Here is a 19,193-nt window from a genome sequence, read left to right as displayed (position 1 = left end):
GGTCAGTTTCCCTCCATGCGGTTTTCGAAAAGGGTCGAGCGGCGGCCGCGCAGGACGATATCGAACTTGTAGGCGAGCATGTCCATCGGCAGCGTCGCATTCATGTCCAGCGGGGCGATCAGGCGTTTGATCGCGTCCTCATCGGGGATGGTCTTCACGATCGGACATTTCCAGATCAGCGGATCGCCTTCGAAATACATCTGGGTAATCAGCCGCTGGGCAAAGCCGTGGCCGAAGACTGAGAAGTGAATATGGGCCGGCCGCCAGTCATTGACGCCGTTCGGCCAGGGATAAGCCCCGGGCTGGATGGTCTTGAACCAGTAATAGCCGTTTTCATCCGTGATCGTGCGGCCGACGCCGCCAAAATTCGGATCGATGGCGGCGAGGTAACTTTCCTTTTTGTGGCGGTAACGGCCGCCGGCATTGGCCTGCCAGAATTCCACCAGTGCGCCGTCCACGCCGCGGCCGCGTTCGTCCAGCACCCGGCCGTGGACCAGAATGCGCGGGCCAACAGGCATTTCGCCGGGGCGGGCATAGTTGAGGATGAGGTCGTTATCCAGCGGGTTGAGCATGCCATGGCCGAAAACGGGGCCGGTGATCTCGCTTTTGGTGCCCTCAAGCGAAATCAGGGCGCGCTGCGGCGAGCGCAGGATCGAGGTCTTGTAGCCGGGCGCATAGGCGAGCGGATGAATATCGCGGTTGCGCGCGAAGAAGGGCCCGGTTTCGGGCGGTTGGTTGCTCATTTCGTCTCCTCCCCATCGCCAGAATTATCAGCGGAACTATCGGCCTTCATACCGGCCAGGGCAAGCTTGGCGATCTTGAAGGCGTGGTTGGCGGCGGGCACGCCGGCATAGATCGCCACATGCAGCAGTGCCTCGCGAATATCCGCTTCGGTGGCGCCGGTATTGGCGGTGGCGCGCACATGCATGGCCAGCTCCTCGTCCTGCCCGAGGGCGGCGAGCAGGGCGATGGTCACCATCGAGCGCTCCCGCTTCGTCCAGTGGTTGCCGGACCAGACCGTTCCCCAGGCGGCTTCGGTGATGAGCTGCTGGAAAGGCTGGTCGAAACCGGACGTCATGGTCTGCGCCCGGTCCACATGGGCGTCGCCGAGTACGGAGCGGCGGGTCTTCATGCCCTGTTCAAATCTTGCGTTCTTGTCGATATGGTCCGCCATCGGTCAATGCTCCGGCAAGGTATTGAGAAAAATGCCTGCCGCCTGTGCGTAAACGAGCGGCTGTTCGAGGCAGGGAATATGGCCGCAGCCGGCAATGGTGACGAAGCGGCTTGGGGGAATGAGACCGGCCAGCGATTGCACCAGTTCCGGCGGGGTAGAGCCATCCTGATCGCCCGCGACACAAAGCGTCGGCACGGCGATGCGCCCGGCCTCTTCGGTAAAATCCGCATCGCGGATGGCCGCACACGTGCCGCTGTAACCGGCCTCCGGCTGTTGCGAAAGCATATTGCGCGCGCCTGCATAGACGGCGTTGTCAGGCTGACGGAAGGCGGGTGTAAACCAACGCTCCATGACGGGATCGACCAGCGAGACGAGGCCGTCTGCGGCGATCTTGTCGATGCGGGCGTTCCACATCTCGGCCGTGCCGATCCTGTGTGCGGTGTTGCTGAGTATGAGCGCGCGCACCAGATCGGGACGGCGGGCATAAATCCCCTGCGCAATCAGGCCGCCGACCGACAGGCCCCAGATGATCGCGCTCTTCACGCCAAGATGATCGAGGAGTGCGATCAGATCGCCGGCGTGATCGTCGATGGAATAGGGCGGCTGCCCGACATCGGAAAGCCCATGGCCGCGCTTGTCGTGCAGCACATAGGCATAATCATCGCCAAGCGCTTCAATCACCGCATCCCATATGCGGAAATCCGTGCCGAGCGAATTGATGAAGGCGACGACCGGCTTGCCTGTGTCCAATCCCTTGACGTGATAATGGATCACCGTCTCGCCGCAGCGCAGAAAATGCATGATGTGCTCCTCCTGCCGGGGATATTGCAAGCGGGTTCCGGTTAAGTAAAATGACATTATCGATGAAAATCATAACCACTGGATTATATGAGCGATGGTCGATCAGCGTATCAAGTTCCGCCACCTGCAGACTTTCGTGGAGGTGGCGCGGCAAAAAAGCGTCATCCGGGCCGCGGAGATCCTGCATGTCAGCCAGCCGGCGGTAACGAAAACGATCCGTGAACTGGAAGAGATTCTCGGCGTCTCGCTGTTCGACCGGGAGGGGCGCGGCATCCGCATCAGCCGTTATGGCGAGGTGTTCCTGCGCCACGCGGGCGCGACGATGACGGCGTTGCGCCAGGCGGTCGATTCGGTATCGCAGGAGGCGGCGCGCGCCGGTCCGCCGGTGCGGGTCGGCGCTCTGCCCACGGTGTCTGTTCGCATCATGCCGAAGGCGATGGCCGGATTTCTGGCGGAAAAGACCGGCAGCCCGGTGAAGATCGTGACGGGAGAAAATGCTGTTCTGCTGGAGCAGCTGCGTGTCGGCGATCTCGATCTCGTCGTCGGGCGTCTCGCCGCGCCGCAGAAAATGGCCGGTTTTTCCTTCGAGCATCTCTATTCGGAAAAAGTGCGCTTCGTGGTGCGCGCCGGCCATCCGCTGCTCTTACCCGGCCTTTCCGTGTTCGATCACCTGCATGAATATCCGGTGTTGATGCCGACACGCCAATCAGTCATCGGCCCAGTCGTCGAGCAGTTCCTGATCGCCAACGGCGTGCCGGCCCTGCCGATCCGCATCGAAACCGTGTCCGACGCCTTCGGCCGCGCCTTCCTGCGCACCAGCGATGCGATCTGGATCATCTCGGAAGGCGTGGTGGCGGCCGATGTGGCGGATGGTATTCTCGCAATCCTGCCCGTCGAGACCGGCGATACCAGTGGCCCGGTGGGGCTGACGGTGAGGGCCGATATGCAGCCCACGCTGCCGCTGTCGTTGCTGATGCAGGCCATCCGCGAGGCGGCGGGCGAGTTGCTGGATGGTCGGCCGGAGGCTGTCTCTCAGTAAGGAAGCCCCACATAATTCTCCGCAAGCGCGGTGGAAGCGGCGCGCGATTGCACCAGGTAATCCAGCTCCGCCTCCTGTATGCGCTGGCCAAAATCTCCGGTATCGGGGAAGCGGTGCATCATCGTTGTCATCCACCAGGAAAAGCGCACCGCCTTCCAGACGCGGGAAAGCGCTTTCTGCGAATAGCCGTCGATGCCGGCCTCGGACTTCTCGCGATAAAATTCGATCAGCGCCTCGCTCAGATAATGAACATCGCTGGCGGCAAGGTTAAGGCCCTTGGCGCCCGTCGGCGGCACGATATGGGCGGCGTCTCCGGCCAGAAACATCCTTCCGAACCGCATCGGTTCACAGACGAATGACCGGAGCGGCGCGATGGATTTTTCAAAGGACGGGCCTGTGACCATGGCATCCGCATGGTTTTCCGGCAGGCGGCGGCGGATTTCGTCGAAGAAGCGCTGGTCGCTCCAGTCTTCCGGCCGGTCCTCCAGCGAACATTGAATATAATAACGGCTGCGCGTGTTTGAGCGCATGGAACAGAGCGCAAAACCACGAGGATGGTTGGCATAGATGAGTTCGTGATTGACCGGCGGCACGTCAGCGAGAATGCCGAGCCAGCCAAAAGGATAGACCTTCTCGAATTCCTTGATCGCCCCCTGCGGCACCGACTTGCGGCTCACCCCGTGAAAGCCGTCGCAACCGGCGATGAAATCGCAATCGATACGGTGGGTTACGCCGTCCTTCTGATAGGTGACATAGGGGCTTGCGCCATCGAAATCATGCGGTTCGACATTGCCGGCGTCGTAGATGGTCACAAGATTTGCCGCTTCGCGTCTATCCATCAGGTCATGGGTCACCTCGGTCTGGCCATAAACAATGACGCGTTTGCCGCCGGTCAGGTCGAAGAGATCGATGCGGTGGTCGCGGCCGCCGAAGGTCAGCGAAAAACCGTCATGCGGGAGGCCTTCCCGGTGCAGGCGCTTATCCGCGCCGACCTTTTCCATGAGTTGCACCGTGCCTTCTTCCAGCACGCCGGCGCGGACACGGCCAAGAATGTACTCCTTGCTGACCCGGTCGAGAATGACGGTCTCGACGCCGGCTCCCGCCAGAAGCTGGCCAAGCAGCAGCCCCGAGGGACCGGAGCCGATGATGACGACCTGTGTACGCATTGTTTCCTCCCGAACTTGTCTCCTATCAAGAATTGACGAGGGGACGCGGAAAGCTCAATGGACTTTCCGGCCGGTAAATTGCACAATCCGACCATCATGCGAAGGAATGTGGTGAGATGCGGTTGACTGCCAGTGAAGGGCTTTATGGCGAAGAAGCCATACAAGGCACCGATTTTCGCTTCCATTGCGAGACGCTTTTTTCGCGAAGCAGCCTGCATCGCTTTGAAATCGGTCTGCACCGGCATTCCGCCTTTCTGCAAATCTTGTACATTTTCGGTGGCGAGGGCGATGCGTTGCTCGACGGTCGTGTCGAGCCGATCCGCCCGCCGGTCGCCATCATCGTGCCGCCGGGGTTCGAACATGGCTTCCGTTTTTCCCGAGATATCGGCGGAGTCATCGTCACCATGCTGCCCGGGGCGCTGCCTGCATCGGTGCAGGCGCTGTTGCTGCGGAATTTCCAGCAGCCGGTGCTTGTGCCCCTGCTGAATTTTGCCGAGAAAGACTGCCTGCGCAGCGGGTTTGAACGGATATCCGCGGAATATGAGGCCCGCGAGACCGGTCGCGACGCGATGATCGAAGGGCAGCTCGCCACCGTCGTCACGCTTCTTGTACGGGCGGCGCGGCCGCTTCTGGAAACCAGCGGCGAAGGCTTGGCCGAGCAGCGTTTTGAACGGCTGCTGTCGCTGATCGCCCGTCATATCCGCGAGCCGCAGAAAGCCGGGTTTTATGCCGGGAAGCTCGGTGTTTCCGAAACCCACCTTAATCGTCTGGTCCGTTCCGTTTCCGGCCTCAGCCTGCAGCGGCTGATCGCCAAACGCCAGATCGAGATCGCCCAGCAGGAACTGATCTTTACCGTTTCGAGCGTGCAGATGATCGCCGAGGGGCTGGGTTTTGCCGATCCGGCCTATTTCAACCGGTTCTTCAAGCGCGAGACCGGCATGACCCCGCGTGCCTGGCGGCTGGCGGAGCAGCGGAAAATGGGGGATTCCGGCGCGCGGCAGGTGCCGCTTCAGACCAGCATTCTTGCCAGTTCGCGCTGAACGGCAAGTAGGGCGGGTAGATATCGCTCCACCAGATCCTCCATCGAGGCGACCGAGGCGGCAAGCCCGACATTAAGGGCGGCAACCGTCTGGCCGCGCACGCTTTTCAGCGGAACGGCGATGGAGCGAAGGCCGATCTCGACCTCCTGATCGATCAGCGCATAGCCGCGATGGCCGGTGACCTCGATTTCCGCGAGCAGTGCGTCCAACCTGGTGATCGTCTTTTCCGTGCGTGCCACCCGCCTGGAGGCCTCGAGAATGGCGCGCTGCCGCTCGGCCATCTGCGCCGAAAGCAGAACCCGGCCCATGGAGGTGCAATAGGCCGGCAGGCGCGACCCCGGCATCAGCGCGATCGACATCACCCGCTGCTGAGCGGCACGCGCCACATAAACGATTTCGGTCTCGTCCAGGATGGAAACGGAGGTGCTCTGGCCGATCTCCTCCGACAATCGGTCGAGCAGCGGCTGGACGATCTTCGGAAGCGGCATGGTGGCCAAACAGCCGGTGCCGAGCCGCAGGACTTTCGGCGTCACGGTGAAGAACTTGCCGTCATAGGCCGCATAGCCAAGCTCCGAAAGAGTCAGCAAACAACGCCGCGTCGTGGCTCGGTCCAGCCCGGCGATCTCGGCGGCGTCAGAGATCGACAGGCGCGGCCGTTCGGCGCTGAAGGCCTCGATCACCCGCAATCCCTTGGCAAGACCACCCATCATGTCTCTTTCGCTGACGGCCATGTCCTAGCTCCGTGTGTGCGATATACGAACAAAAATCATATAACGCACAAAATCCTTGCCGTCGAGGTGGTTTCGGATTTACCTCACGGTCAGGCAGCCTTGCGGGTTCCATCCGCTCGGCTGGATGGAGGTTTTGAGAATGGACAAGACAATTAAGAGCGCTAAAGAGGCGCTTGCCGGCATCGGCGATGGTGCGACGATCATGATCGGCGGTTTCGGCGGCTCCGGCGCGCCTATCGAATTGATCCACGCACTGATCGACAAGGGCCCAAAGAACCTGACGGTCATCAACAACAATGCCGGCAATGGCCGCATCGGCATCGCCGCAATGATCGATGCCGGCATGGTCAAAAAGATGATCTGCTCCTTCCCGCGCTCGTCCGATCCGCGCGCTTTCACCGACCGGTATCTGGCTGGCGAAATCGAGCTGGAACTGGTGCCGCAGGGCACGCTTGCCGAGCGCATTCGCGCTGGCGGCGCTGGCATTCCGGCGTTCTACACCCCGACCGGCTTTGGCACGGAACTGGCGCAAGGCAAGGTCATCGCGGAGTTCGACGGTCGCTCATACGTGCAGGAGCGATGGCTGAAGGCGGATTTCGCTATCGTTAAGGCGGAGCTTGGCGATACCTATGGCAACCTCACCTACAATAAGGCGGGCCGCAATTTTAACCCGCTAATGTGCATGGCGGCAAAGACCACCATCGCGCAGGTCTCGAAGATCGTCAAAGCCGGCGAGATCGATCCGGAGCATGTCGTCACACCAGGCATTTTCGTGAACGGCATCGTCGAAATCCCCGATCCGCAACAGGAAGAAGTCCTCATTCGCGCCGGAGTAGCCTACGCATGACCACGACCATCGACACCCGCGAAGACATCAAGCTTTCCAACGCCCAGATCGCCTGGCGCGCGGCGCAGGACATCGAGGACGGCGCTTATGTCAATCTCGGTATTGGCTTTCCCGAAATGGTGGCGCGTTACCAGCCGCCCGGCCGTCAGGCGATTTTCCATACCGAAAACGGCATCCTGAATTTCGGCGAGGCGCCGCCGGAAGGCGAAGAAGACTGGAACCTCATCAATGCCGGCAAGAAAGCCGTGACGCTGAAGCCGGGCGCGGCATTCTTCCACCATGCCGACAGCTTCGCCATGGTGCGCGGCGGGCATCTGGATGTGGCTATCCTCGGGGCCTATCAGGTGGCGCAGAATGGTGATCTCGCCAATTGGCGCGTCGGCTCCAAGGGCGTGCCGGCCGTCGGCGGCGCGATGGATCTGGTGCATGGCGCCAAGCAGGTCTTCGTCATCACCGAACATGTGACCAAGGACGGCAAGCCGAAGCTGGTGGAAGCCTGCTCCTTCCCGCTGACCGGCGTCGGCTGCATCACCCGTGTCTACACCAGCCACGCCGTGATCGACATCGTTGAAGGCCGCTTCGTGCTGCGCGAAAAGCTGCCGGGCATCACCTTCGAAGCGCTTCAGGCCATGACCGGCGCGCCTTTGGCGGTCGATGGCGAGGTTGCCGATCTCGTCGCCCCGGAACTTTGAGGAAAAACCGATGACCGACGCATTCATCTGCGACTATATCCGCACGCCCATCGGCCGCTTCGGCGGCGCGCTTTCTTCGGTGCGAGCCGACGATCTCGGTGCGATCCCCTTGAAGGCGCTCGTCGAGCGCAACCCGTCCGTCGACTGGGAAGCGGTCGAAGATGTGATCTTCGGCTGCGCCAACCAGGCGGGAGAGGATAACCGCAACGTCGCACGCATGTCGCTGCTTCTGGCCGGCCTGCCGGTCTCGATCACCGGCACGACCATGAACCGCCTGTGCGGCTCGGGCATGGATGCCCTCATCACAGCCGCCCGCGCCGTGAAATCAGGCGAGGCGGAATTGATGATCGCCGGCGGCGTGGAAAGCATGAGCCGCGCGCCGTTCGTGCTGCCCAAGGCGGAGAGCGCCTTTTCGCGCAATGCCGAAATCTACGACACCACCATTGGCTGGCGTTTCATCAACCCGTTGATGAAGGCGCAATATGGCGTCGATTCCATGCCGGAGACTGGCGATAACGTCGCCATTGACTATCAGGTCTCCCGAGAGGATCAGGACGCCTTCGCCGTTCGCAGCCAGCAGAAGGCGGCTGACGCGCAGGCCAATGGTCGTCTTGACAGAGAAATCGTGTCCGTCTCCATCCCGCAGCGCAAGGGCGATCCTCTGGTGGTATCGAAGGATGAGCATCCTCGGGCCACAAGCCTTGAAGCGCTGGCGAAGCTGAAGCCGGTTAACAAACGCGATGGTGCGACCGTGACGGCAGGCAATGCGTCTGGCGTCAATGACGGTGCTGCCGCACTCATCGTCGCATCGGCGAAAGCTGCGAGAAAATACGGGCTGACGCCGATTGCCCGCATTCTCGGCGGCGCCGCCGCCGGCGTTCCGCCGCGGATCATGGGGATCGGCCCGGCGCCGGCCTCCGCAAAGCTGCTGGCCCGGCTCGGGCTGAAGCAGGAACAGCTGGACGTGATCGAGCTGAACGAGGCTTTCGCCAGCCAGGGTCTCGCGACGCTACGCCAGCTCGGCATTGCGCATGACGATGCGCGGGTGAATGCCAATGGCGGTGCGATCGCGCTTGGCCATCCGCTTGGCATGTCCGGCGCCCGCATCGCCGGCACGGCGGCGCTCGAACTTTCGCTGACCGGCAAACGTCTTGCGCTCGCCACCATGTGCATCGGCGTCGGGCAGGGTATTGCCGTGGCACTGGAGCGGGTCTGATTGTTTGGCGGCATTCTGCATCGTGAAAAGGGTGCGAATGCCGCTGCCGCAGTTTCTTTACGTGTGACAGTGGTCATTCAGGCTACTCGGCGGCTGGGTGATTATCTCGCTCTGACATATCCCGGCCTTCTCAGTCCTGTGCTTGTCACAGGAATCCGGCCGACGCGCGTCTGCGCGGCGAAAGGACTCTTCTCAGCCCAAGGACTTGGGCTGGCTGGATCTCTGTGACAAGCACAGAGATGAGGGGAGGAGCGCACTGGACCAGGCAAGTCGGCCCTGCGGTGTAGCTCTGGCCTGATTACGATGAAGCACTCGATGCCATATCCCTTCACCCATGTTGGATTACTTCACGATCCGTGACATGTTTTGCGAGATATGACAGGAATCTTTCCGTATGCGGGTGCCAGCATGAAACGTCCGACCATCACAAATGTTGCGACAGCCGCCGGCGTCAGCGTCGCCACAGTCGACCGGGTGCTGAACGGCCGGCTGCCGGTGCGGGAGGAAACCGCGCGGCGGGTGTTCGAGGCGGCGGAGAAGATCGGTTTTCACGCAGCCAACATCATTCGCCGGCGCATGCTGGCCGATCTGCCGTCTTATAGTCTCGGCATCATCCTGCGCAAGGAACGGCACGCCTTCTACCAGACCTTTGCCGATGAGCTGGAGCTTGCGGTGCGCAACGTCCGGGATCGCCATCTCAATCTGCGCATTGAATTTGCCCAGTCGGGCGAGCCGAGCGAGCTTGCGGCCCTTCTGACGGGCATGAAGGGCCGCGTGCAGGCCGTAGCGGCCACGGGGCCGGACCATCACGATGTCACCGCCGCCGTCGAGGGACTGAAGGCGAAGGGCATTCCGACATTTTCGCTGCTTTCGGATTTCGCGCAGGGGGTGCGGGAAGCTTATCTCGGCGCCAACAATATGAAAGTGGGACGCACGGCGGCCTGGATGATCTCGCGGCTGGCGCGCAGCAGGGGCAAGGTGCTTTTGCTGCTCGGCGGCCACCGTTTTCACGGTCATTCGCTGCGCGAGACCGGCTTTCGCAGCTATATGCGGGAATATTCGCCGGAATTCCAGGTGATGGATGCACTGATTACGCTGGAAACGCGGCGGCTGACCTATGAGCTGGTGATGGACACCATCGCCAAGCATAAGGATCTGGTCGGCATCTATTGCATCGGCGGCGGCATGGAAGGCGTCATCGAGGCCCTGCAGCAGGAAAACCGGCAGGAGGCCATCGTCTGTCTTGTGAATGAACTGACGCCCGAATCCCGTCAGGCGTTGCTGGAAAAGCGTATCAGCGGCATATTCCAGACGCCGCTTCGCGAATTATGCACAGATCTCATCGCCACCATGGTCCACAGCATCGAACATGGCATGGCGGAAACGCCGGGACAGCGGTTTGTACCCGCCCATCTGTGGGTTCCTGAAAGCCTTTGAGGGTTTGATAGATTCTATCATAAATTCCTCGTCTGTTTCTATCAGCGTTGATGGTTTCGGTTACCGCTAACCCGTTGACGCCGGGCCGGGACTGGGAAATCTTGCCTGCGTGTGGAGCGGGCAGGAGGCTGATCCACGATAATAACGATGTTTCGGATTGCTTCAGGCTGCGGACTTCTCTTCGCGGCGACGGGTATTTTTTGCCGGAAAACGGTAGCGGCGCGATGGGCGCTGAACCGTGCAGCCGGTTCTTTTCAAGGGTTTTGGAGGAGAACGACATGAAAAGACATTTCGCGATTGCAGCGCTCGCCACCATGCTGGCGACAACCGCCTCGGCGGAAACCATCGGCGTTTCGATGGCCCTGTTCGACGATAATTTCCTGACCGTGCTGCGCAACGGCATGATCGATTATTCCAAGGGCATGAGCGGCGTTTCGCTGCAGATCGAGGATGCGCAGAACGATGTCGGCAAGCAGTTGAGCCAGGTGCAGAACTTCGTCGCCGCCGGCGTCGACGCCATCATCGTCAACCCGGTGGATACCGATGCGACCGTGGCGCTTTCCCAGGCGGCCGCTGCCGCCGGCATTCCGCTCGTTTATGTCAACCGCCAGCCGGTCAACCTCGACAGCCTGCCGGAAAAACAGGCCTTCGTTGCCTCCGATGAAAAGCAGTCCGGCACCCTGCAGACACAGGAAGTCTGCCGCCTGCTGAAGGCGGCCGGCAAGACGGAAGCGAAGGCGGTGGTGATGATGGGCGAGCTTTCCAACCAGGCGGCGCGCATGCGCACGCAGGATATCAAGGATGTGGTGGCGGCGCCCGATTGTAGCTTCATGAAGCTTGTCGAGGAACAATCCGCCAACTGGTCGCGCACTCAAGGCTCGGACCTGATGACCAACTGGCTTTCGGCCGGCGTGGAGTTCGATGCGGTCATTTCCAACAATGACGAAATGGCCATCGGCGCCATCCAGTCGCTGAAGGCGGCAGGTCGGTCGATGGATAGCGTCATCATCGCCGGCATCGACGCCACGCAGGACGCGCTTGCCGCCATGGCGGCGGGTGAGCTCGATGTCAGCGTTTTCCAGAACGCCGCCGGCCAGGGCAAGGGCGCGGTTGATGCGGCGCTGAAACTGGCAAAGGGGGATGCGGTCGACAAGAAGGTCTTCGTACCCTTCGAACTGGTCACACCCGCAAACCTCAAGGACTATCAGGCCAAGAACTGAGATCGTTCGGGCCTGACAACGACGTGACAGACCGAAGACGCTGGAGGCGGGGGGAGGATATTCCGGCTTCAGCGATATCAGTGCGATTGAACCAGCGGAGGTTTTCCGCGGGAGGAAAGATTTTGAAAAACCTGTTGATGGCGACTGCGCTCTACATTTTCGCAACGCCTACCCTTGCCGAGACCCGTGTTGCGGTCTCCATGACATCGTTCGACAACCCGTTCCTGACGATTTTGCTGAACGGCATCAGGGCTGAGGCGGGGCGTGACAAGAACATCGAGCTTCTGGTGGAGGACGCCCAGCTCGATCCTTCGAAACAGCTCAATCAGGTGCAGAATTTCATCGCCAACGGTGTCGATGCGATCATCGTCAATGCCGTGGATGGCGATGCCACCTCGGCGATCACCAAGGCCGCATCAGCCGCAAAAATCCCGCTCGTCTATGTCAATCACCCGCCGGCAGAACTGGAAACCGGCCTGCCTGATGGCACAGCCTTCGTCGGTTCCAACGAACTCGATTCCGGCACGATGGAGGCCGAAGCCGCCTGTAAGCTGATGGGCGGCAAGGGCAAGGCCGTGATCCTGATGGGACCTTTGGAAAACCATGCGGCGCTGGTGCGCACCATGGATGTGGAAACGGTGTTTGCCCGGCCGGACTGCAAGATCGAAATCCTCGAAAAGCAGACGGCGAACTGGAGCCGCACGCAGGCGCAGGACCTCGTTTCCTCCTGGCTGACGGCGGGGATCCAGTTCGATGCGGTCATCGCCAATAATGATGAAATGGCGATCGGTGCCGCGCAGGCTCTGAAGGCGGCGGGCGATTCCATGAAGGATGTGGTCATCGCCGGCATCGACGCCACGCCAGACGGCCTTGCCGCCATGCAGGCCGGCGATCTCGACATTACCGTCTACCAGAATGCGACGAAGCAGGGCGAGGTTTCGGTTCAGACGGCGGTGAAGGCCGCTGCCGGGCAAAGCACTGAGAAGACGCTTTGGGTGCCCTTTGAACTCGTGACCCCGGAAAACATGTCCGCCTACGCCAAATAAGCGGGGCTTTGGCCCGGTCCATTTATCACTCCACTGGAAACAGCCATGAAACATACACTCGACCCCCACATGTTCCGGCACCTTTCGCTGGCCGAGACCTGCCGCAAGGTTGCCGAACTCGGCTATGATTACGTCGAACTTTCACCCCGTCCGGATTTCCTTTCCTGGTGGACCCGGCCGAAGGTCTATCCCGAACGCGTCGCCGAATTCAAAAAGGCGTTGAAGGACCATGGTGTCGGCCTTGCGACGCTGCAACCCATGTACCGCTGGGCAAGCCCCTATCCGGACGAATGGGAGGTGGCGATCGACAACTGGAAACGCGCCATCGAGATTGCGGTCGAAATGGAATGCCCGATGTTCGTTTCGGAATTCGGCCGTGGCGGCTCGCCGGATCGCAGCCTCAACGACCGTTCCGGCCTGCATCGTCCGGAAACCTGCGAAGCGCAGTTCTTCCGCGCCATGGATATTCTCGTGCCGATCCTTGAGCGGGAGGGTCTGGTGCTGTCGCTGGAGGCACATCCAGAAGACTGGATCGAGGAGATCGCGCCGGCAATCGACATTGTCAAGACCATCAATTCCAAGGCGGTAAAGGCCTCCTTCATCGCGCCGCACACGTTCTTCTATGGGCCGGACATGGTGGCGAACCTGCGCGCGACCGAGGGCCATCTGGTGCATGTGCGCCTTGCCGATACCTATGACCACAACAAGTCGTCGCAGCTACGCTACATCGTCAATCCCCCCGGCTCGAAGGTGAGGGTGCATCAGCACACCGATTTCGGCCAGGGCGAGATCGACTGGGAAATCTTCTTTGCAACGCTTGCCGACATGAAATTCGACGGCGTGCTCTCGAACTGCGTGTTTGCCTGGGAAGACCGCGTCGATGAAAGCGCGCGGTTCATGCTCAGCGAAACCCGGCGATACGTCGCCAAATACTGGAAATGAGGTTTTTCAGATGACTGTCAGAATTGGTGTCGTAGGCACTGGCGCAATCGGGCGTGATCATGCCCGCCGTATCAACAAGGTTCTGGGCGGTGCGAAGATCGTTGCGCTGAGCGACGTCAACCGTGTCTCCGCCGAGGCGGTCAAAAACGACATTGCCCCGGATGCTGTCGTTTTCTCCACTGGTGAAGAGCTGATAGCATCGACGGATGTGGATGCCGTGCTCGTCACCTCCTGGGGTGCCACGCATGAGCAATATGTGCTGGCGGCAATTGAAGCCGGCAAGCCATGCTTTTGCGAAAAACCGCTGTCGACAACGGCGGAAGGGGCACGACGCATCGTCGACGCCGAGGTAGCGCATGGCAGGCGGCTGGTTCAGGTGGGTTTCATGCGCCGGTATGACGCCGGATACGTGGCGCTGAAACAGGCCGTCAATAGCAGGATCGGCGCGCCGATCATGGTGCACGCCGCCCACCGCAACCCGGCGGTTCCAGAGCAATATGCCACCCCGATGGCGATCCATGACACGATGATCCATGAGATCGACGTGCTGCGCTGGCTGCTCGACGATGACTATGTTTCGGCGCGTGTTCTCTTCCCCCGTTCGGCGGCCAGAAGCCATGCGCGGCTGAAGGACCCGCAGATCGTCATTCTGGAGACGGCGAAGGGCACGATCATCGACGTCGAAATCTTCGTCAATTGCCATTATGGTTATGATATCCAGTGCCAGGTGGTGGGGGAAGACGGCATTGCCAGCCTGCCGGAGCCGATGTCGGTGCAGACCCGCCTTAGCGCCAAGCTGCAGAACGACATCCTCACCGACTGGAAAGACCGCTTCATCGCCAGCTACGACGTCGAATTGCAGGATTTCATTCGCGCGGCAGCGAAAGGCACGGCCTCGGGTCCCAATTCCTGGGACGGCTACGTGGCCGCCATTACCTCCGACGCCTGTGTGGCCGCGCAGGAAACGCAAGGGGCGGCCGTCGCAATTGAGCTTCCCACCCGTCCCGCCCTTTATCAGTGAGGTCTTTCATGCGTTTTGCCATCAACCACATCACCGCGCCGAAGCTTTCCCTTGAGACGTTCTTCGCGACAGCCCGCGAACTCGGCCTAACTGAAGTCGAAATCCGCAACGACCTGCCTGATATCGTCGGCACGGTGGAGCCGGCGGCCGTGAAGGCGGCGGCCGAAAAGGCCGGCGTGACGATCATCTCGATCAATGCGCTTTATCCCTTCAACGTCTGGTCGGGCGACCTGCCTGCGCGGGCCGTCGCCATGGCCGATTATGCGGCGGCAAGCGGCGCGAAAGCGCTGGTCATGTGCCCGCTTAACGACGGTACAGTGGTTTCCTTCGACGATCTCGTGGCGGCGTTGAAGGCCATGAAACCGATCCTCGAGGAACGTGACCTGATTGGTTTCGTCGAGCCGCTCGGTTTCCCGATCTCTTCGATGCGCACCAAGGCCGAAGCCATCAGGGCCATCGATGCGGCAGGCGGCGGCGATGTCTACAGGCTGGTGCACGACACCTTCCACCACCATCTCGCAGGCGAGACGGAGTTCTTCCCCGAACGTACCGGCCTCGTGCATATTTCCGGCGTGATCGACCCCGGCGTCTCCGTCGCCGACATGCTGGACGCCCACCGCATTCTGGTGGATGGAGGCGACAGGCTGGAAAATATTGCCCAGATCAGGAGGCTGGAGGCGGCCGGTTACAAGGGACCTTACAGTTTCGAACCCTTCGCAACCGAGGTGCACGAGTTGAAGGATCCTGGCGCTGCCGTGAAGGACAGCATCGACCATATCTGCCAGGCGCTCTGAACGCCTTGCCGCCCGCGGTTCGCTGCGGGCGGCGATTTATGGACGGTTTGAGGCGCGGCCGATGGCTACATTGCATTGCAGCCACAGCGGCAGCAAATGGCCTTGCGATATCAACTCGTGACACAAGTCCTTTCGAGGCTGCTGGGCTGAACGTGATCACTCCCTGGTCCAAGTGGGGCTCGGTAAGACCCAAAAACTCAAGCGACGTTACGCTTTCGCGCGCTGTCTAGGAGCATCAACGACCACCATCATCGCTTGAGATATCTGGCCTCTGCCGGGATAGTAGAGATGGTAGCCGGTGAAAGGCAAACTCCAGTCGTCAAGCACAGCCCGTAATTGCCCGTCCGCGATTTGTTTCTCCACCAAAGCCTTTGGCACATATGTGATTCCAAATCCCTGGATTGCTGCTCAGGGTAATCCGAAGAACACGCGATAACTTCGGCCAAGAGCGAGAACGCCGCCCGTTGCTGCGCGCATCTCCCGCGTGATCGCGAGCGCCAGATGAATGCCGGATGGGATGACCGATGCCGCCCGCGAGGGATGGGCAAGCCAGCCGCAAAAGAAATCGAAGGCTTCACAACTGCATCAGCCCCTGCCAGCATCCTGATCCGATGCTTGATCTGTTATAACGTCACATTATCGGTTGACGAATGTAATAACATTACATAAGCAGTCCCGGTTAATTCCGAGCGACCGCGATGGAGGTCGACCGAAGGGAAAAAGATGCAGGACGTCTGCCTGACATTCAGCGAATTGACGCTCGGGTACAAGAGGAATCCCGCGGTACACCACCTGACCGAAGCGGTGCACAAGGGCAGCCTCGTCACCGACGTTGGCGGCAATGGATCGGGAAAGTCGACCTTGGTGAGGGGCATTGTTGGACTGTTGCGACCGATGAGCAGCGCCTGCCTGGTGGCCGCCGGCGCGCCGCGCCGTCTATTTCCTGTCCGTCGTCGCAAGCCCTCGCGGCATGCTTCTGCCGCGGTCCCTTCATCTGACTGCCTGATCTCAAGCTAAATCTGGAAACACCAATGAAGAAACGAACGTTCCTTTTTACCGGTCTCCTTGTCGCCTCGCTCGGCACATTGGGTGCGCCTGCCTATGCGCAGGACAAAAAACTGTCGGTCGTGGCGAGCTTTTCCATCATTGGAGACCTGGCAAAGCAGGTCGGCGGTGATCACATCGAGCTTAGAACGCTTGTCGGTCCGGATGGCGACGCGCATGTCTATGAACCGCGCCCCGCCGATGCCATGGCCTTGGCCCGCGCCGACGTCATTCTTGTCAACGGCCTGCTTCTTGAAGGGTTCATGGAGCGCCTGATCGAGGCAAGCCAGACCGATGCGCCGGTCACCGCCATCACCGACGGCGCCGACATCCTCAATGACCCGACCGGTGGCCATTACCATTTCGTCGACGGCAAGGCGATTTTTCATTCCACACCGAATGATCCGCATGTCTGGCAATCGGTTGGGAATGTCAAAACCTACGTCCAGAACATCGAAAAGGCGTTTTGTGCAGCCGACGCTGGCGGATGCGAAGCCTACAAGGCGAACGCTGCTACCTACACTGAAAAATTGGCGGCGCTCGACGCCGACATCAGGGCGCAGATCGGCAAGATTCCACAGGACCACCGTGTGGCGGTCGTCGCGCACAACGCCTTCCGTTATTTCGAGCGGGATTATGGCATATCCTTTCTGTCCCCGCAGGGTGTTTCGACTGAATCCGAGGCTTCTGCCGCAGACGTCGCTTCCCTCATCCGTGAGATTCGAGAGAAGAAGGCTGCTGCCGTGTTCTCGGAGAACATTTCCGATGCGCGGCTCATCGAGCAGATCGCGTCTGAGGCCGGGCTTGAGCTTGGCGGCGTCCTGTATTCCGATGCCCTCTCTCCACCGGATGGCCCGGCGCCAAGCTACATCGAGATGATGCGATACAACGTCAAGACGCTCTCGCAGGCCATCAATCGCGGCTGACCTCACTGAAGCAGTCTCGAATCCCACCCAGCAACGTTACGATATGTCATATAGAAGGAGAGAAACGTGAGACATCTGATCCCGGGCGTATCCGCCCTTGCCATGGCGGTAAGCCTGTTCGGGCCTGCTGCCTTTGCTGAAGAGAATGAGGAAAACGTCACGCTATATCGCGTGTTCGTCGGCGACCATGAAGCAGGCAAGGTAACCGCCTTTGATCTTGGCAAGCCGGAGAACCGCTGGACGTTTGAGACAAAGGGCCAGAACAAGCTCTACAGCGTCAACGAAGGCGCTGCCATCGTCTCAGTCCAGTCGGACGACGATGCCGTAAACTTCATCAACAGCGGCATCTCGCTGCATTCTCACGGTGATCATTCAGACATTGAAATCAAAGAGCCGAATGCGGTTAAGGAGGCTTTGACTGGACCTCGGCCGTTCCACGTCATCGATCACGACGGCAAGGTGGTAATCAATTTCGACAAGGGCGGCTATGCGGCCATCGTTGATGCGCACGAGCTTTCGCACGGCGAAGTCGAGGCGAAGGAGTTAAAGCAGGCACGGGCGCATCATGGCTTTGCTGCTCCCGTCGGTAGCGGTTGGGTTACGACGGTCGCTTCCGATGCACCGGTCGAAGGCGATGCCGCTCCGACGCGCGTTGGACTGCGCGCCGTGAAGGAAGATGGAACACCGGCGGGTGATGTCGCCACCTGCACCGGCATCCACGGCGAGGCGTTCTCAGGGGCATATCTAGCAGCAGGTTGCAAGGAAGGCATCCTGACGGTAACTGCGGGCAAGGATGGCCCAGTCACAAAAATGCTGACCTACCCTGCCGATCTGCCGGCAGGCCAGACCACAGGCACGCTGCTTGGCGCCAAAAGCATGCAGGTCTTCCTGGGCAACTACGGCGCCAAGGGCCTCGTTGTTGTCGATCCCGTCGATGCGCCGAACTTCCGTTACATCGAACTGCCGTTCCGCCGTATCGACTTCGCTCTCGATCCGGCAAACGCGCGCTTCGGATACGTTCTGACTGAAGACGGCTCGCTGCATCAGATCGACGTTCTTGACGGGAAGGTTACCAAGAGCGCCAAAGTAACCGAGCCCTATTCCATGGACGGTCACTGGAACGATCCGCGCCCCCGCATCGCCATGGCGGGCGACGAGGTCGTCATGAGTGATCCGAATGCTGGACTGGTCCGTCGGATCTCCAAGGAAGATCTCAAGGAAGTCGGTACTATCAAGGTTGAGGGCAAGCCCTACAACATCGCGGTTGCCGGCGGCAGCGGCAAGGTTCACGAGGGTGAGGGGCATGATCATGCCGGTCATGACCACAACCACGATGGTGAGCACGCGCACAGCCATGGCGATCCGAAAATTTACGCCGGCTATTTCGAAGACGCCCAGATCAAAGACCGTCCGCTCTCGGACTACGCCGGCGATTGGCAGTCGATCTACCCGTATCTGAAGGATGGCACACTCGAGCCGGTTTGGAAGCATAAGGCTGAAAAGGGTACCGCGAGCGTTGATGACATCCGTGCCGAGTACGAGGTCGGTTACAAGACCGATGTCGAGCGCATCACCATCGAAGGCGACATGGTGACCTTCTACGAAAAGGGCAAGCCGCTGGCCGGCCGCTATGCCTATGATGGCAAGGAGGTCCTGACCTACAAGAAGGGCAACCGAGGCGTCCGCTTCATCTTCAAGAAGACCGAGGGCGATGCGGCAGCACCGCAGTTCATCCAGTTCAGTGATCACCAGATTGCGCCGAACAAGGCCGACCACTATCATCTCTACTGGGGCAATGACCGCGCCGCGCTTCTGAACGAGGTGACCAATTGGCCGACCTACTATCCGTCCTCGATGAAGGCGGATGAGATCGTGCGCGAGATGAAGGCCCACTGATCAGGCGATAGATTTGCAGATAATTGAAAGGCGCCCGGCGGTCCGCCCGGCGCCTTTTCGCATTCATCCAGACATGGATGTTCTGCTGCGGCTGCGTCCATGAGTTGTCGGCAGCCAGCCGAAACTCAACACGCCGGTGTCCCTTGGTGTTTCAAGCATGA

Annotated in this window: 20 protein-coding genes; 14 read left to right on the top strand and 6 right to left on the bottom strand. The window is 60.4% G+C overall.

The annotated features are described in order from the left end of the window. Positions 1-2: 2 nt before the first annotated feature. Genes pcaH through pcaD form a run of 3 tightly spaced genes read right to left on the bottom strand, consistent with a single transcriptional unit; the run spans position 3 to position 1,975 of the window. Positions 3-743: a protocatechuate 3,4-dioxygenase subunit beta gene (gene pcaH / locus BS627_RS15220; protein ID WP_077984025.1), complete on the bottom strand. Its 741-nt coding sequence runs from the start codon at positions 741-743 to the stop codon at positions 3-5. Next, the gene (gene pcaC, locus BS627_RS15215; RefSeq protein ID WP_077984024.1) at positions 740-1,174 is read right to left on the bottom strand and encodes a 4-carboxymuconolactone decarboxylase; all 435 of its coding nucleotides are present in this window, start codon (positions 1,172-1,174) and stop codon (positions 740-742) included. Before pcaC ends, pcaH begins: the two co-directional genes overlap by 4 nt. Positions 1,175-1,177: 3 nt before the next feature. Beyond that, a complete protein-coding gene (gene pcaD / locus BS627_RS15210) occupies positions 1,178-1,975 on the bottom strand; it encodes a 3-oxoadipate enol-lactonase (RefSeq protein ID WP_077984135.1) in 798 nt (265 codons plus the stop codon). Positions 1,976-2,069: 94 nt separating this feature from the next. Between pcaD and pcaQ the strand changes: the two genes are divergently transcribed. Beyond that, on the top strand, positions 2,070-3,014 hold the full coding sequence (gene pcaQ / locus BS627_RS15205; protein ID WP_077984023.1) for a pca operon transcription factor PcaQ: 945 nt from the start codon (positions 2,070-2,072) through the stop codon (positions 3,012-3,014). Here the strand turns inward: pcaQ and pobA are convergent. Beyond that, positions 3,008-4,180, bottom strand: coding sequence for a 4-hydroxybenzoate 3-monooxygenase (pobA, locus tag BS627_RS15200; protein WP_077984022.1), 1,173 nt, complete (start codon positions 4,178-4,180; stop codon positions 3,008-3,010). The two genes, pcaQ and pobA, sit on opposite strands and share 7 nt — an antisense overlap. Before the next feature lie 116 nt (positions 4,181-4,296). On the opposite strand from pobA, the gene BS627_RS15195 reads away from it, so the two are divergent. Next, entirely contained in the window at positions 4,297-5,220 is a 924-nt protein-coding gene (locus BS627_RS15195; protein WP_077984021.1) for a helix-turn-helix domain-containing protein, read from the top strand. On the opposite strand, the gene BS627_RS15190 is transcribed toward BS627_RS15195, so the two are convergent. After that, positions 5,190-5,951, bottom strand: coding sequence for an IclR family transcriptional regulator (locus BS627_RS15190; protein ID WP_077984020.1), 762 nt, complete (start codon positions 5,949-5,951; stop codon positions 5,190-5,192). The genes BS627_RS15195 and BS627_RS15190 overlap by 31 nt on opposite strands. Before the next feature lie 139 nt (positions 5,952-6,090). Between BS627_RS15190 and BS627_RS15185 the strand changes: the two genes are divergently transcribed. The 9 genes from BS627_RS15185 (at position 6,091) to BS627_RS15140 (ending at position 15,166) form a co-directional block, all read left to right on the top strand. After that, positions 6,091-6,798, top strand: coding sequence for a 3-oxoacid CoA-transferase subunit A (locus tag BS627_RS15185; protein WP_077984019.1), 708 nt, complete (start codon positions 6,091-6,093; stop codon positions 6,796-6,798). Next, positions 6,795-7,490, top strand: coding sequence for a CoA transferase subunit B (locus BS627_RS15180; RefSeq protein ID WP_077984018.1), 696 nt, complete (start codon positions 6,795-6,797; stop codon positions 7,488-7,490). The genes BS627_RS15185 and BS627_RS15180 overlap by 4 nt, the downstream gene beginning before the upstream one ends. A gap of 10 nt (positions 7,491-7,500) precedes the next feature. After that, complete coding sequence (pcaF, locus tag BS627_RS15175) at positions 7,501-8,706, top strand: 3-oxoadipyl-CoA thiolase (protein ID WP_077984017.1); 1,206 nt, start codon at positions 7,501-7,503, stop codon at positions 8,704-8,706. A 408-nt stretch (positions 8,707-9,114) separates the two neighbouring features. Continuing rightward, the gene (locus BS627_RS15165) at positions 9,115-10,143 is read left to right on the top strand and encodes a LacI family DNA-binding transcriptional regulator (RefSeq protein ID WP_077984015.1); all 1,029 of its coding nucleotides are present in this window, start codon (positions 9,115-9,117) and stop codon (positions 10,141-10,143) included. 278 nt (positions 10,144-10,421) lie between these two features. Further along, positions 10,422-11,363 carry a sugar ABC transporter substrate-binding protein gene (locus BS627_RS15160; RefSeq protein ID WP_077984134.1) on the top strand — a complete coding sequence of 314 codons (942 nt, stop codon included), beginning with the start codon at positions 10,422-10,424 and terminating at the stop codon, positions 11,361-11,363. Positions 11,364-11,500: 137 nt separating this feature from the next. Continuing rightward, a complete protein-coding gene (locus BS627_RS15155) occupies positions 11,501-12,409 on the top strand; it encodes a sugar ABC transporter substrate-binding protein (RefSeq protein WP_165691273.1) in 909 nt (302 codons plus the stop codon). Positions 12,410-12,454: 45 nt separating this feature from the next. After that, a complete protein-coding gene (locus tag BS627_RS15150; RefSeq protein ID WP_077984013.1) occupies positions 12,455-13,351 on the top strand; it encodes a sugar phosphate isomerase/epimerase family protein in 897 nt (298 codons plus the stop codon). Between the two features lie 10 nt (positions 13,352-13,361). Beyond that, positions 13,362-14,372 carry a Gfo/Idh/MocA family protein gene (locus tag BS627_RS15145; RefSeq protein WP_077984012.1) on the top strand — a complete coding sequence of 337 codons (1,011 nt, stop codon included), beginning with the start codon at positions 13,362-13,364 and terminating at the stop codon, positions 14,370-14,372. Between the two features lie 8 nt (positions 14,373-14,380). Next, positions 14,381-15,166: a TIM barrel protein gene (locus BS627_RS15140; protein ID WP_077984011.1), complete on the top strand. Its 786-nt coding sequence runs from the start codon at positions 14,381-14,383 to the stop codon at positions 15,164-15,166. Positions 15,167-15,373: 207 nt separating this feature from the next. Here BS627_RS15140 and BS627_RS15135 read toward each other — a convergent pair whose 3' ends face one another. Then, on the bottom strand, positions 15,374-15,568 hold the full coding sequence (locus tag BS627_RS15135; RefSeq protein WP_077984010.1) for a LysR substrate-binding domain-containing protein: 195 nt from the start codon (positions 15,566-15,568) through the stop codon (positions 15,374-15,376). A 321-nt stretch (positions 15,569-15,889) separates the two neighbouring features. Here BS627_RS15135 and BS627_RS15130 point away from each other — a divergent pair, with 321 nt between their 5' ends. From BS627_RS15130 to aztD, 3 genes are all read left to right on the top strand, one after another. After that, complete coding sequence (locus BS627_RS15130) at positions 15,890-16,183, top strand: ATP-binding cassette domain-containing protein (protein WP_077984009.1); 294 nt, start codon at positions 15,890-15,892, stop codon at positions 16,181-16,183. Between the two features lie 14 nt (positions 16,184-16,197). Then, positions 16,198-17,136 (top strand): zinc ABC transporter substrate-binding protein AztC, encoded by a 939-nt coding sequence (aztC, locus tag BS627_RS15125; RefSeq protein WP_077984008.1) that lies wholly within the window; start codon positions 16,198-16,200, stop codon positions 17,134-17,136. Positions 17,137-17,238: 102 nt separating this feature from the next. Then, positions 17,239-19,032 carry a zinc metallochaperone AztD gene (gene aztD, locus BS627_RS25080; RefSeq protein WP_077984007.1) on the top strand — a complete coding sequence of 598 codons (1,794 nt, stop codon included), beginning with the start codon at positions 17,239-17,241 and terminating at the stop codon, positions 19,030-19,032. Positions 19,033-19,193 lie beyond the last annotated feature (161 nt).

The sequence above is a fragment of the Agrobacterium salinitolerans genome (genome assembly GCF_002008225.1).
In the GTDB taxonomy this organism is placed as follows: Bacteria; Pseudomonadota; Alphaproteobacteria; order Rhizobiales; family Rhizobiaceae; genus Agrobacterium; species Agrobacterium salinitolerans.
This window is presented reverse-complemented; position numbering and strand designations above follow the sequence as displayed.

What these genes read in the sequence shown, in the direction of transcription:
- pcaF (WP_077984017.1), top strand. Translation starts at nt 7,501, where the DNA reads ATGACCGACGCATTCATCTGCGACTATATCCGCACGCCCATCGGCCGC.
- pcaC (WP_077984024.1), bottom strand. Translation starts at nt 1,174, where the DNA reads ATGGCGGACCATATCGACAAGAACGCAAGATTTGAACAGGGCATGAAG.
- BS627_RS15180 (WP_077984018.1), top strand. Translation starts at nt 6,795, where the DNA reads ATGACCACGACCATCGACACCCGCGAAGACATCAAGCTTTCCAACGCC.
- aztC (WP_077984008.1), top strand. Translation starts at nt 16,198, where the DNA reads ATGAAGAAACGAACGTTCCTTTTTACCGGTCTCCTTGTCGCCTCGCTC.
- BS627_RS15155 (WP_165691273.1), top strand. Translation starts at nt 11,501, where the DNA reads ATGGCGACTGCGCTCTACATTTTCGCAACGCCTACCCTTGCCGAGACC.
- BS627_RS15145 (WP_077984012.1), top strand. Translation starts at nt 13,362, where the DNA reads ATGACTGTCAGAATTGGTGTCGTAGGCACTGGCGCAATCGGGCGTGAT.
- aztD (WP_077984007.1), top strand. Translation starts at nt 17,239, where the DNA reads ATGGCGGTAAGCCTGTTCGGGCCTGCTGCCTTTGCTGAAGAGAATGAG.
- BS627_RS15190 (WP_077984020.1), bottom strand. Translation starts at nt 5,951, where the DNA reads ATGGCCGTCAGCGAAAGAGACATGATGGGTGGTCTTGCCAAGGGATTG.
- BS627_RS15150 (WP_077984013.1), top strand. Translation starts at nt 12,455, where the DNA reads ATGAAACATACACTCGACCCCCACATGTTCCGGCACCTTTCGCTGGCC.
- pcaD (WP_077984135.1), bottom strand. Translation starts at nt 1,975, where the DNA reads ATGCATTTTCTGCGCTGCGGCGAGACGGTGATCCATTATCACGTCAAG.
- BS627_RS15165 (WP_077984015.1), top strand. Translation starts at nt 9,115, where the DNA reads ATGAAACGTCCGACCATCACAAATGTTGCGACAGCCGCCGGCGTCAGC.
- pobA (WP_077984022.1), bottom strand. Translation starts at nt 4,180, where the DNA reads ATGCGTACACAGGTCGTCATCATCGGCTCCGGTCCCTCGGGGCTGCTG.
- pcaQ (WP_077984023.1), top strand. Translation starts at nt 2,070, where the DNA reads ATGGTCGATCAGCGTATCAAGTTCCGCCACCTGCAGACTTTCGTGGAG.
- pcaH (WP_077984025.1), bottom strand. Translation starts at nt 743, where the DNA reads ATGAGCAACCAACCGCCCGAAACCGGGCCCTTCTTCGCGCGCAACCGC.
- BS627_RS15185 (WP_077984019.1), top strand. Translation starts at nt 6,091, where the DNA reads ATGGACAAGACAATTAAGAGCGCTAAAGAGGCGCTTGCCGGCATCGGC.
- BS627_RS15140 (WP_077984011.1), top strand. Translation starts at nt 14,381, where the DNA reads ATGCGTTTTGCCATCAACCACATCACCGCGCCGAAGCTTTCCCTTGAG.
- BS627_RS15160 (WP_077984134.1), top strand. Translation starts at nt 10,422, where the DNA reads ATGAAAAGACATTTCGCGATTGCAGCGCTCGCCACCATGCTGGCGACA.
- BS627_RS15130 (WP_077984009.1), top strand. Translation starts at nt 15,890, where the DNA reads ATGCAGGACGTCTGCCTGACATTCAGCGAATTGACGCTCGGGTACAAG.
- BS627_RS15195 (WP_077984021.1), top strand. Translation starts at nt 4,297, where the DNA reads ATGCGGTTGACTGCCAGTGAAGGGCTTTATGGCGAAGAAGCCATACAA.